This window comes from Chryseobacterium sp. DZ-32 (assembly GCF_059587025.1).
This window is the reverse complement of the sequence record NZ_JCAIOM010000006.1, coordinates 270,850-283,859: the sequence shown is the minus strand read 5'-3', so window position 1 is coordinate 283,859 and position 13,010 is coordinate 270,850. Positions and strand designations below refer to the sequence as shown.

Sequence of the window (13,010 nt, the reverse complement as noted above, 5' to 3'; positions counted from 1 at the left end):
TCAGAATAGGAAAATTCCTACTCTGATTTAAGTATATTTGAAATATTAAACTAGTCAACCTTTTTCAGGACTAGTCATATTCAAAAATTTTAGATTACGCTAAAACTTCTTTTACTTTGTTTGCAGCTTCTTCTAAAGTAATTGCAGAGTGTACCGGAAGACCAGACTCGTCAATTAATTTTTTAGCTTCTACAGCGTTAGTTCCCTGTAATCTTACGATCAATGGAACCGGAAGGCTACCCATAGCTTTGTAAGCATCTACAACCCCCTGAGCAACTCTGTCACATCTTACGATACCTCCGAAGATGTTGATCAAAATAGCTTTTACGTTTGGATCTCTTAAGATGATTCCGAAAGCAGTCTGTACTCTCTGAGCATCTGCAGTACCACCTACATCAAGGAAGTTTGCAGGGTTACCACCAGATAATTTGATGATATCCATAGTCGCCATTGCAAGACCAGCTCCGTTTACCATACAAGCAACGTTACCATCAAGTTTTACGAAGTTAAGACCTGCTTCACCAGCTTCTACATCCATTGGATCTTCTTCTCTTGTATCTCTCAGTTCAGCTAAGTCTTTGTGACGGAACAATGAGTTGTCATCTAAAGTTACTTTAGCATCTACAGCGATAATTTTGTTATCGGAAGTTTTTAATACAGGGTTGATTTCGAAAAGAGATGCATCAATACCTGTGTAAGCATTATAAAGAGAACCGATGAATTTTACAAATTCTTTGAAAGCATTTCCTTCAAGACCTAGGTTGAAAGCAATTTTTCTAGCCTGGAATCCCTGAAGACCTAAAGCAGGATCAATGATTTCTTTGTGGATCAAATGAGGAGTTACTTCAGCAACGTGCTCAATATCCATACCACCTTCAGTAGAATATACGATTGTATTTTTACCTTCAGCTCTGTCTAATAGAATAGAAACATAAAATTCTTTAGTTTCTGACTCACCTGGATAATATACATCCTCTGCAACCAAAACAGAATTTACTTTTTTACCTTCAGCAGAAGTTTGTGGAGTAATCAACTGCATTCCGATGATGTTCTGAGCGTTTTCTTTAAGCTTATCCATGTTTGGAGAGAACTTTACACCACCGCCTTTACCACGACCACCTGCGTGGATCTGAGCTTTTACTACCCACCCTTGAGCGCCAGTTTCAGCAGTTAGTTTTTCAGCAGCAGCTACAGCTTCATCTACATTGTTTGCAACGAAACCACGTTGGATAGCTACTCCATACTTTGATAAAATCTCTTTTGATTGATACTCGTGAAGATTCATATTATTTTTATTATTTTATTTTAATATTTAAAGGTTGACAAATTTACTAAAAAGACACGGAAGTTCAAGTTTATTGACTTAAAAATTAAAGTCTGGCTGACTTGATTTTTAACATATCTTCCTGTTTTCCCTTATTCTTTCGCTAATTTCTCAGATTGAACAGGTTGAATGTTCGTATGAGCCGTCTTCTTCTGTTAATTTTTATTTCCTAAATTCTGTTTTTGGCAAAATATAAGATCAGCATTCCCCAGCTCAAGATCATCATCAGACCTCCAAGCGGAGTGATAGGGCCTAAGAATTTAAGATTCATTCCCCAATAATCCTGCATACTTAAGAAATAGATGCTTACTGAGAATAAAAATGTTCCTGCAATCATTAAAATGGAAGTCCATTTTTCAGCAGATGTTTCGAATTTTAAGATATACCCGATGATCAACAGGAAAAAAGCTGCATACATCTGATATCTTACTCCTGTTTCAAAACTTTCCAGTCTTTCCACAGCTAATATTTTCTTTAAAGCGTGTGCTCCGAAAGCACCCAGGATTACAGAAACCATTCCGTAAACTGCTCCAAAAATTAATGTGATTGTTTTCATTTTATAACTCTTCTAATTCTAGGGTTAAATATTTTTTTGTTTTATCATCCTGCCAGGTTCCTGAAATTGTATTTCCATTCATATCTGCTTCTACAAAAGCTCTTGGGATCCATTTGCCCGCAGCTTCATCATAATGATCATTCTCAATAATGGAAATATGATTTCCTTTCATTTTACCGTCCCATGGGATCAGCTTTTTATTTTTATCATACCAATACAATGCAGTAAAGGAGCTTGTATCGTTTTCTCTTTCTCCTTTATATAAACGGCTGATAAAAACAGTGACAGGATATTTCCCATCTATTTTCCCTTTGTACAGCTTATTTCTGAAACTGGTTTTTTCTGTTTTTTCAGAACCTGAGATTAAATTTCTCGCGTAAGGACTCCAGTATTTTTCCAATTCCTTAAAAGAAAATTCTATTTCATGGCTGTCAAGATCATCCAGAGCTCTCATGGCATGGTTGGAACATCTTCCGGCAATAAATGTCAGTTTATCTTTTACAAAGAAATATCTGATATCTTCTAAAGTATGTTCTGTAAAACAGTCTTCATACATTGCAATCTGATCTTCAGTTTCCTCAGATGGATTTTTTTCTGCTTTCAGCTTGACCAGAAAGTCGGCAATTCTTTTCTTTACTCTTTTCTGAATGATACTTTCAACCATTTTCACGGAATTAGGTTGAAATAAATCTTCAGCATTGATAAAATTTCCTGTTCTCAGATCAAAGTTTTTCCAGATTAAAAACCCTTCCGGATAAGCACCTGAAGCTTCGCCGTCTATGGCAATGCTCAGGATATTTTCAGGAGTTTCAATTTTATCCCAACTATAAAAATAAAGATAGTTGGAATAGGAATTGGTTGCTGTAGATGCCAGTTTAAAAGGGTTTCCGCCAGATCCGGGAACATATTCCAGCTGATCCACCTGCAGAAATGTATTGATTTTATTTTCTACCCGTGGATTTTCAGGATAGGAAACAACCGGAAAAACGGTATCTTCAGTTTTAGGCTGCAGATTGCTGACTTTCACTTTTTGCTGCTGTGAAAAACTTAACCCGGAAATCAGTAAGAAAAATACAATACCCTTTTTCACTATTTTGATTTTAAGTACATTAAAATGAACTTGGCAACCAGTGTAGAAATCCCCAGTATGATAAACATATTGGCGAATTTTTTGGAACTTCTGAAACCTTCATTGTTTGTTTTCTTCAGAAAGAATCCAAAAAGAAGGAATACGATAGGCAAAATGATCTGTAGCATTAGTTTCCTCTCATTCTGTTAAATTCATTGATCACCTCATGGTGGCTCACCGTCTTATCTTTAAAATACGTTACAAAGTGCTGTTTTTCTTCTTCAGTAGCGCCCAATTGGTTCAGAATATTCAATAAGTGCATCTTCATATGTCCTTTCTGGATTCCTGTGGTCACCAGAGAGCGTAAAGCCCCAAAGTTTTGTGCAAGTCCTGAAACTGCCATGATGCTCATCAGCTCTTGTGCGGAAGGTTTCCCAAGAAGTGCCAGTGAGAATTTTACCAAAGGGTGAAGATTGGTAAGTCCTCCCACAACTCCAACAGAAATAGGAAGATCAATCCAGAATCTGAAGATTCCGTTATCTGTTGTACAGTGTGTTAAAGATCTGTATTGGCCATCTCTCGCAGCATAAGCATGTGCACAGGCTTCCGTAGCTCTGAAGTCATTTCCGGTAGCAATTACAACGGCATCTACTCCATTCATTACTCCTTTATTATGAGTAGTCGCACGGTAAGGTTCTATTTCTGCAATGGTAACGGCCTGCTTGAATTTAGAAGCAAATTCTTCCGGAGAAATTCCACTGTCATCTTTTAAATCTTCCATTTTACATGAAACCTCAGCTCTCACAATACAGTCAGGGGTAAAGTTGGAAAGAATATTCATCACAATCTGTAGTGAATTCTTTTCTTCCTGAGTAAAATCTTCGCTGGTAGCAACTTCCTGTCTCAAAGTTTTTCCAAACTGCTCAAGACATGAGTTGATAAAGTTCGCTCCCATTGAATCCACAGTATCAAAGCTTGCTTTCAACTGGTAATAATTCGGCATTTCTGCTGTTTTATCCACCAGGCTGATGTTTAAAATACCTCCGCCGCGTTTTCTCATATTCGCAGTGATATCTTCTGTAGCTTCAAATAATTTTTTCTTTAAACTGAAATTAAAGAAATGCAATAATTTATGGGGTTCTACATTAAAAATAAAGTGGGTGTGCCCTAGCTTTTCAGTGTTGATAATGGTTGTTTTAAAACCTCCTTTATCGATCCAGAATTTGGCAGCTTTGGAAGCAGCCGCTACTACTGAACTTTCTTCAACTGCCATTGGAAGCGCCAACAGTTTTCCATCGATTAAAAAGTTCGGAGCAATTCCGTACGGCATATAAAAATTGGAGATGGTATTTTCAGAAAACTCTTCGTGAAGCTTCTGAAGATCTGCATCATCATTCCAGTATTGTTTTAATATATTTTGATATTCCTGGTTTCCTTCAAGATATTCGTTTACGAGCCATTCGATTTTCCCCTGCTTTGGAAGCTTGGAAAAACCTTCGATTGGTTTATGATTCATGATATAAACTTTAATGAGCCGTAAATATAATGATTTTGAGACTCTTTTTTGTGGATAACTTACATGAAAAAAGGTTGACTTTTATCAATTTTGGAACTAATTTTGAACAATATTAAATTACAATTCAGATACAAAACATATCAAATCATTTTAAATATGAATTTTGACCGTCTTAAAGAAAAGCTTGAAATCCTTGCTGATGCAGCGAAATATGATGTTTCCTGTTCATCAAGCGGAGGTACAAGAAAAAATAAAAAAGGAGCATTGGGAGATAGTTCTGCAAGCGGGATCTGTCATACCTATACAGAAGACGGAAGATGTGTTTCTCTGCTTAAAATCTTATTGACCAATCACTGTATTTATGATTGTGCTTACTGCGTTTCCAGAAGTTCCAATGATATCAAAAGAGCTGCTTTTACAGTAGAAGAAGTGGTAGACCTTACCATCAATTTTTACCGCAGGAATTATATTGAAGGGTTATTTCTAAGCTCAGGAATTTTTAAAAACGCAGATACCACAATGGAAAGACTGGTAAGAGTTGCCAAAAAGCTGCGCCTGGAAGAAAATTTTAACGGATATATTCATTTGAAATCTATTCCGGGAGCAAGTGATGATCTGATGCAGGAAGCTGCGTTGTATGCAGACCGTTTATCCGTTAATATTGAAATTCCTACGGAGAGTGGATTAAAATTATTGGCGCCTGAAAAAAACAGACAGGATATGATCAGCCCGATGCGGTATATTCAAAAAGGCATCATTCAATATAAAGATGAAAAGAAAATCCTTAAGAAGGTTCCGAAGTTTGCTCCGGCCGGACAGTCTACACAAATGATTGTGGGAGCAACCAATGAAAATGACTTACAGATCATCAAAGTGGCCGATCATTTTTATAAAAATTTTAATCTGAAAAGGGTGTATTATTCCGGATATGTTCCGGTTCTGGAAGATCAAAGACTGCCCTCTTTAACCACAGAAGTCCCTATGCTTAGGGAAAACCGACTGTATCAGTCGGACTGGCTGATGAGATTTTATGGTTTTAAAGCAGAAGAAATTTTAGATCCCAATGTTCCTTTTCTTGATCTGGAAATGGATCCGAAATTAAGCTGGGCATTACGGAATCTGGATCAGTTCCCGGTGAATCTCCAGACTGCCGAATACCGGATGATTTTAAGAATTCCCGGAATCGGAGTGAAAACAGCGCAGAAAATTGTGAGTGCAAGACGTTTTCAGATTTTAACGATGGATCATTTGAAAAAACTCGGAGCGGCTGTCAACCGGGCAAAATATTTCATCGATTTTAATGCTGGGAATGCCTACCTGAAATACTTAACGGATAAAAACTTCAGAAAGCTGCTCATAGGCGGAAGCTCATCCAAATTTCATAACCAGTTTTCGCAACAGCTGACTTTGTTTTGATTTTAAACACAAATGACACCATATTTTCACAAATGGACACTAATTTATAATACAACACGACTGTCATTCTGACGAAGGAAGAATCTCTAGATTCTTCACTTCATTTTATTTCGTTCAGAATGACAAGCACACACAAATTTTAATTCAACACATGACAACTCTACTCTACGATGGAAGTTTTGACGGTCTTTTCACAGCAGTATTTGAAGTTTTCGAATATCGTTATAAAGATGTAGAAATTATAAGCAGGGAAAGGTTTCATCAGGAAAATATTTTTGCTGAGATTCACGAAGTCATTACCCAAACAGATAAATCTGAAAGGGTTTTGAATAAATTAGAACAGAATATTGGAAAACAGGGCGTTTACAAACTTTTAAAAGTTTTTTTATCGGAAGATCCGGAGCTGGAAAGCCTTATTTTATCTGCGGTAAGACAGTCAGTGAAGAATCCAGAAAATAATATTCTTGAAAACTTTGCCGATAATGATGTTTTAAAAATTTCAAAAATCTGTAAATCAGTAGACCGGGAAAGACACAGAATGACGGCTTTTGTCCGATTCGAAAAAATGCAGGATGGTGTTTTTTTCTCCAAAATAGATCCTGACTTCAATGTTCTTCCTTTAATCAGAAAACATTTTCACGACCGATACCAGGATCAGAAATGGATGATCTACGATCTCCGGAGAAACTATGGACTTCTGTATGATCTGAACGATTGTGAGTTTTTCTATCCTGATGAAAAAATTAATCTCCATAATTATCAGCAGAAATTTCATGATGAAGAAAACAATTATCAGATACTCTGGCAGCGATATTTCACAAAAACCAATATCGTGGAAAGAAAAAACATGAAACTCCATATTCAGCATGTTCCCAAAAGATACTGGAAATATCTGACTGAAAAATGGTAGCCGTAATTCCATATTGTGGATAACTTTTTATTTGGATGATAAAAGCTGCGATTTCAAATTATTTTTTGACCCATATTTTTTAATCTCTTCATTTTACGGAAGATAGAATCCACATTAATAGAAAACCCATATTGTGGATAACTTTTTTGAGTTAACATACCGTTAACATTGAAAATAGTTCAACATCAATTTTCTTATAAAAATGGAGGAAATAAAGCCAGTTCCAGGAAGTAAAGGAATATAAAAATATATTATAAACCCATGTAAATCTGTGACCTACAGATTCAAAAACTAAATCAACATTTCCAGTTTGTGGATAACTCTCACTTTCTGATGGTCCGTAACGCTTTTTTTACAATATACTGCGTTTCTTTTGTCGGACTTTCCCGAAGCCATTCATCACAGATTTCCACTACAAATTCGGGTTGTGATTTGCTGGCATCATTCAGCCAGTTGCCTACGCTGTCCTGTACATATCTGGAGGAATCTGATCGTAAAGGTTCCAGAATTTCCAGTCCGAGTCCCGGATTTTGTTTTAAAGCATCGATATGTTCACACCATACCCCTCTCGGTCTTGTAGATTCACTGGCAAAACGTCTTACGTTCTCATTGTCATGTATGGTCCACGTTGATAATATGGATACACTTTCTTCCAGGTTTCTGGAAATATCCGGACGCACTGTCATCCAGCAGATTTCCCTTACCCCAAAATGAGAGTCAAAAGCGAAAGGCTGAATTTTTTCTAATTTTTCTCTGAGTTTTAAATCGTTGTTTCTTCCAATCGTATAAGCTGCCCAGCACCGTACCAAATCTGCGGGATGAACTGACAATTTAAAAAGAAATTCGTCATCCTTATTTTTCAAAGCCAGATTAAGAAGCCCAACACCAATTGCTTCATTAATGGTATTGACAGTTTGCTTTTTCAGCTGGTTTACATTTTCTAAAACGGGTGTCAAATATTCCTTACGATCATTCTGTAAAAGCAGATTTTCCAACAGCAATCTTTGATCTACAGCCAGCCATTCCGTAAGATTGGCGGTTTCAATTTCTCCTCTGTTCAGCTGATCCAGAATATCCGCTGGAATATCTTTGATGGAGCGGGCTCCTTTTCGTTTTTCTGTCATACTATTTAATGATTACCTTTACAAAAGTCTGAAAGTGGGCGGAGAAAAACAATACCGCACATTTTTACCACATAGGGATAAAAAAGTCAATTTTATGGAAACAAAGGGAAGAGCTGAAGAAAATAAAATATGTCCGTTGGAAGTTGCTGTCAATACTATCAGTGGAAAATGGAAAATTCCCATTGTCTGGCAGATTAATGAAGGCAAAAAACGTCCCAGTGAGTTTTTACGCGGGATTGCAAAAGTGGACCGCAGGGTTTTGAATCAGCAGCTGACTGAAATGGTAGATGATGGCATTTTAACAAAACAATCCTTTAATGAACTACCTCCAAGGGTTGAATATACCTTGACAGAACTTGGGGAAAAACTTGTGAAGATCCTCTGGCAGCTGAATGATTGGGGTAAATTGTTGATTCCTGGAAAAGAGGAGTCGTTGAACCGATAAATTTTCAAATAAGATATTGGCGGATAGGTGAAAAAAAATGATATTTGTGTTCACTAAAACGCATGAAAAAAGTTATCACAGGAATCATTGTTATTCTCATTTACATAGGCTGTACAAAAGAAAAAATATCAGACCGTTTATTACCTGAACCAGATAAAAATGAGCATTTAATTGCTGAAAATGCTTTAAAAATCAATAAAGGTAAAAATACCATCAGGCAAAGATTTTCACCTCCGGAAGGGTATGAGTGGATGGAAGAAAAACCTGGCTCTTTCGGGCATTTCATTGAGAATTTCAAACTCAAACCTTACGGCAGCCAGATTGTAAAATATGACGGGACACCTATTTCTACCCAGCATCTTCATGAAGCGGTTTTTGATATTGATACCGGAAATAAGGATCTTCAGCAATGTGCTGATGCAGTCATCCGAATGAGAGCTGAATATCTTTATAAGGCAAAAAAATTTAACGAAATTAAATTTCATTTTACAAGCGGTGATCTTTTCAGCTGGAATGATTATAAAAACGGAACGAGAGCTTTTGTCAGCGGAAATTCTGTCAACTTCAGAAGAGCTGCGTCTTTTGATGATTCTTATCAAAGTTTCAGAAATTATCTGGATGTCATTTTTAATTATTCAGGAACGATTTCATTAAATAAAGAAACAAAACCGGTCAATAAAAATTCAGATCTGAAAACAGGAGATATTTTAATCACACCGGGAAGTCCCGGACACATTGTTTTTATTTCCGGTGTCTGCCGGAATAAGGAAGGAAAAAGATTATTCTTATTAAGTGAAGGATTCACCCCGGCGCAATCAGTTCATGTACTTTCAAATCCGTTTAATCCCTATTTTACGCCCTGGTATGACCTTGACATCCATGCTGAGGAGACCAAAACTGCACGATATTTTTTTAAACCTACAAACTTCAGAAGCTTTTAATAATTTATATTCAAAACTATTGGAAACTTACTACGATAATCTGAACTTGTTTTTGTAAATTTGTTTTCGAAATTTTTTACTTGATGAAAGAGAGTGCTGTAAAAAAAATTGCAGTTCTTACTTCAGGAGGTGACTCTCCGGGTATGAATGCGGCGTTAAGAGCGGTAGTAAGAACCGCCAATTACTATAATATCGAATGCTACGGAGTGAGGGAAGGTTACAACGGCCTTATCAATAATGATTTCCTGAAAATGGGAGCCCGTTCCGTAAAAAATATAATCAACCAGGGTGGAACCATTCTAAAATCTGCCAGATCTGCTGAGTTCAGAACTAAAGAAGGCCGTCAGAAAGCTTACGACAACTGTATAAAGCTGGGAATTGACGGATTGGTATGTATCGGAGGTGACGGAACATTTACCGGTGCCAAAATCTTTAATGAAGAGTTCGGAATCAGAGTAATCGGTATCCCGGGAACGATCGACAACGATATTTTCGGAACTGATAATACGATCGGATACGACACTGCATTGAATACGGCAATGGATGCCATTGACAAAATCCGTGACACGGCAACTTCCCACAACAGGGTTTTCTTTGTGGAAGTAATGGGTCGTGATGCTGGTTTTATTGCTTTAAACAGTGGATTGGCAACAGGAGCTTTGGATATTTTAATTCCTGAGAAAAAAGACAGTATTGATGAGCTTTTCACGAAATTCAGGGATGCGGAAAAAACCGGAAAGGCATCAAGCATTGTGGTGGTTGCAGAAGGTGAAAAACTAGCCAATGTGTATGAACTTGCAGAAAAAACCAAACAGACCTTCCCTGATTATGACATTCGTGTAGCGATTTTGGGACATATGCAGAGAGGTGGTTCTCCAAGCTGTGCAGACAGAGTTTTGGCAAGCCGACTGGGCTATGGAGCCGTAACCGGATTAATGGAAGGACAAACCAATGTAATGGCAGGAATGCGTTCCAACGATCTGACGTATACGCCAATTGAAGAAGCCATTAAAAAACATAATGAAATCAATAAAGACCTTTTACTGATTTCAGAAATTTTAGCAATCTAATTATTTTTATAATCTAATAAAAACAAACTATTATGTCAACAATTAAAGTAGGTATCAACGGTTTTGGTAGAATTGGACGTCTTGTTTTCAGAGCAATGACTGAAAGAGACAACATTGAAGTTGTAGGAATCAATGACCTAATCAATGCAGAATACATGGCTTACATGTTAAAATATGACTCTGTACATGGTATTTTCCCAGGTGAAGTTTCTGTAGAAGGAAATGATCTTGTAGTAAACGGGAAAAAAATCAGAGTAACTGCTGAAAAAGATCCAAGTAACCTAAAATGGAATGAAATCGGTGCTGATTACGTAGTAGAATCTACCGGTTTATTCCTTGATAAAGACAGCGCTGCAAAACACCTTGCTGCAGGTGCTAAGAAAGTAATCCTTTCTGCTCCTTCTAAAGATGACACCCCAATGTTCGTAATGGGGGTAAACCACAAAGAGCTTACTGATGATATCAAAATCTTATCAAATGCTTCTTGTACTACAAACTGTTTAGCTCCTTTAGCTAAAGTAATCCACGATAACTTCGGAATCGTAGAAGGTTTGATGACTACTGTACACGCTACAACAGCTACTCAGAAAACTGTTGACGGTCCTTCAATGAAAGACTGGAGAGGTGGTAGAGCTGCTCTGAATAACATCATCCCTTCTTCTACTGGTGCTGCTAAAGCAGTAGGAAAAGTAATCCCTTCACTAAACGGAAAATTAACAGGTATGTCTTTCAGAGTACCAACTGTTGACGTTTCTGTAGTAGATTTAACAGTGAGAATTGAAAAAGCGGCTTCTTATGAAGAAATCTGTTCAGTTATCAAAGCTGCTTCTGAAGGTGAATTGAAAGGTATCCTAGGATATACTGAAGATGCAGTAGTATCTCAGGACTTCGTAGGAGATAAGAGAACTTCTATCTTCGACAAAGATGCTGGTATCATGCTTTCTCCTAACTTCGTGAAACTTGTTTCCTGGTATGACAACGAAATGGGTTACTCTAACAAGTTAGTAGATATGCTTGTACACGCTGCTTCTTTATAATCAATAATGAGCGATAAGCAATAAGTAATATAAAACCTTCCCGATGGGAAGGTTTTTTTATAAATACTATATTTGTCATTTAGTACTTTTCCTTTCCAATTGTTTAAAAGTTTGTTGAGATTTATTTTTTTGTATTGTCATTGCCATTAGAAAATAAATTATAAGTTACAGCAAAGAAAATAGCTGGTTTATACATTTCAGAATAGGAAACATCTAAATAATTAGGATTAATAAAATTATCATTAGCATCTAAATTATTTCTATTAAGTTTTTTTACATTTACAAAAGAAAGGCCTCCTGTAAAAACAAGTCTGTTCTTTTCTAAAAATGCAACAGAAGGTCCAGCATAAAAATTGAGTTTAGCATCCGTATTAATACTAATTCCCGATGAAATACCAAACATTGCCGTTTTTCCAAAATCCCAAAATACATGAGCTAAAACTCCAACTGCATGTGTAATACTATTTTTTTCATTTTCGTAAACACCACTACTTTTACCATCACTACTATATTTTAAAAGATAATTATCATCTCCTATAAAACTTAACATATAACCAGTACTGAAATTAACTTTTACTCCACCAAATGTTGTAATTTTTATAGGCTCAAATTTCTCTAACTCTTTATTATCTTTTCCTAAAAGAACAGGAGTTATCACTATTTCATCATCTGTTAATTGAGTTGCCTTAGTAAATGTAACGAAATCATCATTTTTTATAGTTTCATATGTTTTTCTCCCCACAAACGCTTTATTTATTATTTCATTTTTTTTCTTTTCTTCATTAACTATATCGATAATATTTTTTGCAGAGTTCATTTCTTCTTCAAACATAACATTAGTAGAACTTACCTTTACATCATTAATTTTTGCTTTAGAACCATTAACACTAATTGTACCTAACAAAGAAATATTATCGGTTCTTGAATTAACATCTTTATAAAGTTTTTTCAATTCCAAATATGATTTCTGTAATTCCAATATGTCTTTTTCTATAGGAGTATCTATTTCATATGTGTTTTCATATATTTTTTTTGCAAGAGCTTTAACTGAATCAACATTCTTTATAAAGTTATTATCTCCAAGTAATTCAACCAAAATATTATTTAGATTTGCTTTTCTCTCTATATTGGATGCTTTTTCTATTAAAACCTGATATTCAGCAATAAAATCTTCCTTAGGATTAAAAGAACTTGAAGCAGGATTTCTTCCTTTATTCTTATTTTCTTCACTTTTCTCTTCATTTCCTATAAAACTATCACTTATCGACTTTGGAATTTCAAATTGAAAATTTTCACCTTTAGCTTCTATATTACTACCTATTACTTTTAAAGGATTAACATTACTAATAACAAATTTTATAGTACTTCCTTTTTTTAATTTAAATCCAGCAGGATAATTATCCTTATTAAACGGTTTAATAAATATTTCTAGAGAATTTCCATTTTTTTCGGTAGAAGAAACCGAACAATTTTGTCCAAAAGCCATCCCCACCCAACCGAGCAGAAACAGTAATACAATTTTTGTTTTCATGATTATATATTTTTTAGATTAACCCTTTAGTTATTAATTTTATATAAAGCTACAATGGCTTATTATGATCT

The 13,010-nt window shown here is 35.8% G+C and carries 13 protein-coding genes; 6 read left to right on the top strand and 7 right to left on the bottom strand.

The window, feature by feature from the left end; all coding sequences use genetic code 11:
* Positions 1 to 94: 94 nt before the first annotated feature.
* The 5 genes from sucC to AC59HC_RS09175 all read right to left on the bottom strand — a co-directional run bounded on the left by sucC (position 95) and on the right by AC59HC_RS09175 (position 4,465).
* Complete coding sequence (sucC, locus tag AC59HC_RS09195; protein ID WP_062676270.1) at positions 95 to 1,285, bottom strand: ADP-forming succinate--CoA ligase subunit beta; 1,191 nt, start codon at positions 1,283 to 1,285, stop codon at positions 95 to 97.
* Positions 1,286 to 1,493: 208 nt separating this feature from the next.
* Positions 1,494 to 1,880, bottom strand: coding sequence for a DUF423 domain-containing protein (locus AC59HC_RS09190; protein ID WP_202841306.1), 387 nt, complete (start codon positions 1,878 to 1,880; stop codon positions 1,494 to 1,496).
* A gap of 1 nt (position 1,881) precedes the next feature.
* Positions 1,882 to 2,970 (bottom strand): hypothetical protein, encoded by a 1,089-nt coding sequence (locus AC59HC_RS09185; protein ID WP_343641426.1) that lies wholly within the window; start codon positions 2,968 to 2,970, stop codon positions 1,882 to 1,884.
* Positions 2,970 to 3,137: a hypothetical protein gene (locus AC59HC_RS09180; protein ID WP_181397917.1), complete on the bottom strand. Its 168-nt coding sequence runs from the start codon at positions 3,135 to 3,137 to the stop codon at positions 2,970 to 2,972. Before AC59HC_RS09180 ends, AC59HC_RS09185 begins: the two co-directional genes overlap by 1 nt.
* A complete protein-coding gene (locus AC59HC_RS09175; protein ID WP_202841309.1) occupies positions 3,137 to 4,465 on the bottom strand; it encodes a hydroxymethylglutaryl-CoA reductase, degradative in 1,329 nt (442 codons plus the stop codon). Before AC59HC_RS09175 ends, AC59HC_RS09180 begins: the two co-directional genes overlap by 1 nt.
* Positions 4,466 to 4,621: 156 nt before the next feature.
* Between AC59HC_RS09175 and AC59HC_RS09170 the strand changes: the two genes are divergently transcribed.
* Together AC59HC_RS09170 and AC59HC_RS09165 are read left to right on the top strand one after the other, a co-directional pair.
* Positions 4,622 to 5,881 carry a putative DNA modification/repair radical SAM protein gene (locus tag AC59HC_RS09170; RefSeq protein ID WP_280213827.1) on the top strand — a complete coding sequence of 420 codons (1,260 nt, stop codon included), beginning with the start codon at positions 4,622 to 4,624 and terminating at the stop codon, positions 5,879 to 5,881.
* Between the two features lie 151 nt (positions 5,882 to 6,032).
* Complete coding sequence (locus AC59HC_RS09165; RefSeq protein ID WP_482399607.1) at positions 6,033 to 6,791, top strand: TIGR03915 family putative DNA repair protein; 759 nt, start codon at positions 6,033 to 6,035, stop codon at positions 6,789 to 6,791.
* Between the two features lie 323 nt (positions 6,792 to 7,114).
* On the opposite strand, the gene AC59HC_RS09160 is transcribed toward AC59HC_RS09165, so the two are convergent.
* Complete coding sequence (locus tag AC59HC_RS09160) at positions 7,115 to 7,915, bottom strand: DNA alkylation repair protein (RefSeq protein ID WP_429812708.1); 801 nt, start codon at positions 7,913 to 7,915, stop codon at positions 7,115 to 7,117.
* A 94-nt stretch (positions 7,916 to 8,009) separates the two neighbouring features.
* On the opposite strand from AC59HC_RS09160, the gene AC59HC_RS09155 reads away from it, so the two are divergent.
* The 4 genes from AC59HC_RS09155 (at position 8,010) to gap (ending at position 11,408) form a co-directional block, all read left to right on the top strand.
* Positions 8,010 to 8,360, top strand: a complete 351-nt coding sequence (locus AC59HC_RS09155; RefSeq protein WP_411413456.1) for a winged helix-turn-helix transcriptional regulator — start codon at positions 8,010 to 8,012, stop codon at positions 8,358 to 8,360.
* Between the two features lie 62 nt (positions 8,361 to 8,422).
* Positions 8,423 to 9,301: a DUF4846 domain-containing protein gene (locus AC59HC_RS09150; RefSeq protein WP_202841320.1), complete on the top strand. Its 879-nt coding sequence runs from the start codon at positions 8,423 to 8,425 to the stop codon at positions 9,299 to 9,301.
* Between the two features lie 83 nt (positions 9,302 to 9,384).
* Entirely contained in the window at positions 9,385 to 10,371 is a 987-nt protein-coding gene (gene pfkA, locus AC59HC_RS09145) for a 6-phosphofructokinase (RefSeq protein ID WP_120232866.1), read from the top strand.
* A 32-nt stretch (positions 10,372 to 10,403) separates the two neighbouring features.
* Positions 10,404 to 11,408 carry a type I glyceraldehyde-3-phosphate dehydrogenase gene (gene gap, locus AC59HC_RS09140; protein WP_110008110.1) on the top strand — a complete coding sequence of 335 codons (1,005 nt, stop codon included), beginning with the start codon at positions 10,404 to 10,406 and terminating at the stop codon, positions 11,406 to 11,408.
* Between the two features lie 121 nt (positions 11,409 to 11,529).
* On the opposite strand, the gene AC59HC_RS09135 is transcribed toward gap, so the two are convergent.
* Positions 11,530 to 12,939: a hypothetical protein gene (locus AC59HC_RS09135; protein ID WP_429812701.1), complete on the bottom strand. Its 1,410-nt coding sequence runs from the start codon at positions 12,937 to 12,939 to the stop codon at positions 11,530 to 11,532.
* Between the last annotated feature and the right edge of the window lie 71 nt (positions 12,940 to 13,010).

Bases quoted from the DNA above. Each gene is read 5' to 3' on its own strand.
- gap (WP_110008110.1), top strand. From the start codon at position 10,404: ATGTCAACAATTAAAGTAGGTATCAACGGTTTTGGTAGAATTGGACGT.
- AC59HC_RS09155 (WP_411413456.1), top strand. From the start codon at position 8,010: ATGGAAACAAAGGGAAGAGCTGAAGAAAATAAAATATGTCCGTTGGAA.
- AC59HC_RS09165 (WP_482399607.1), top strand. From the start codon at position 6,033: ATGACAACTCTACTCTACGATGGAAGTTTTGACGGTCTTTTCACAGCA.
- AC59HC_RS09150 (WP_202841320.1), top strand. From the start codon at position 8,423: ATGAAAAAAGTTATCACAGGAATCATTGTTATTCTCATTTACATAGGC.
- AC59HC_RS09190 (WP_202841306.1), bottom strand. From the start codon at position 1,880: ATGAAAACAATCACATTAATTTTTGGAGCAGTTTACGGAATGGTTTCT.
- AC59HC_RS09170 (WP_280213827.1), top strand. From the start codon at position 4,622: ATGAATTTTGACCGTCTTAAAGAAAAGCTTGAAATCCTTGCTGATGCA.
- sucC (WP_062676270.1), bottom strand. From the start codon at position 1,285: ATGAATCTTCACGAGTATCAATCAAAAGAGATTTTATCAAAGTATGGA.
- pfkA (WP_120232866.1), top strand. From the start codon at position 9,385: ATGAAAGAGAGTGCTGTAAAAAAAATTGCAGTTCTTACTTCAGGAGGT.
- AC59HC_RS09175 (WP_202841309.1), bottom strand. From the start codon at position 4,465: ATGAATCATAAACCAATCGAAGGTTTTTCCAAGCTTCCAAAGCAGGGG.
- AC59HC_RS09180 (WP_181397917.1), bottom strand. From the start codon at position 3,137: ATGCTACAGATCATTTTGCCTATCGTATTCCTTCTTTTTGGATTCTTT.
- AC59HC_RS09135 (WP_429812701.1), bottom strand. From the start codon at position 12,939: ATGAAAACAAAAATTGTATTACTGTTTCTGCTCGGTTGGGTGGGGATG.
- AC59HC_RS09160 (WP_429812708.1), bottom strand. From the start codon at position 7,915: ATGACAGAAAAACGAAAAGGAGCCCGCTCCATCAAAGATATTCCAGCG.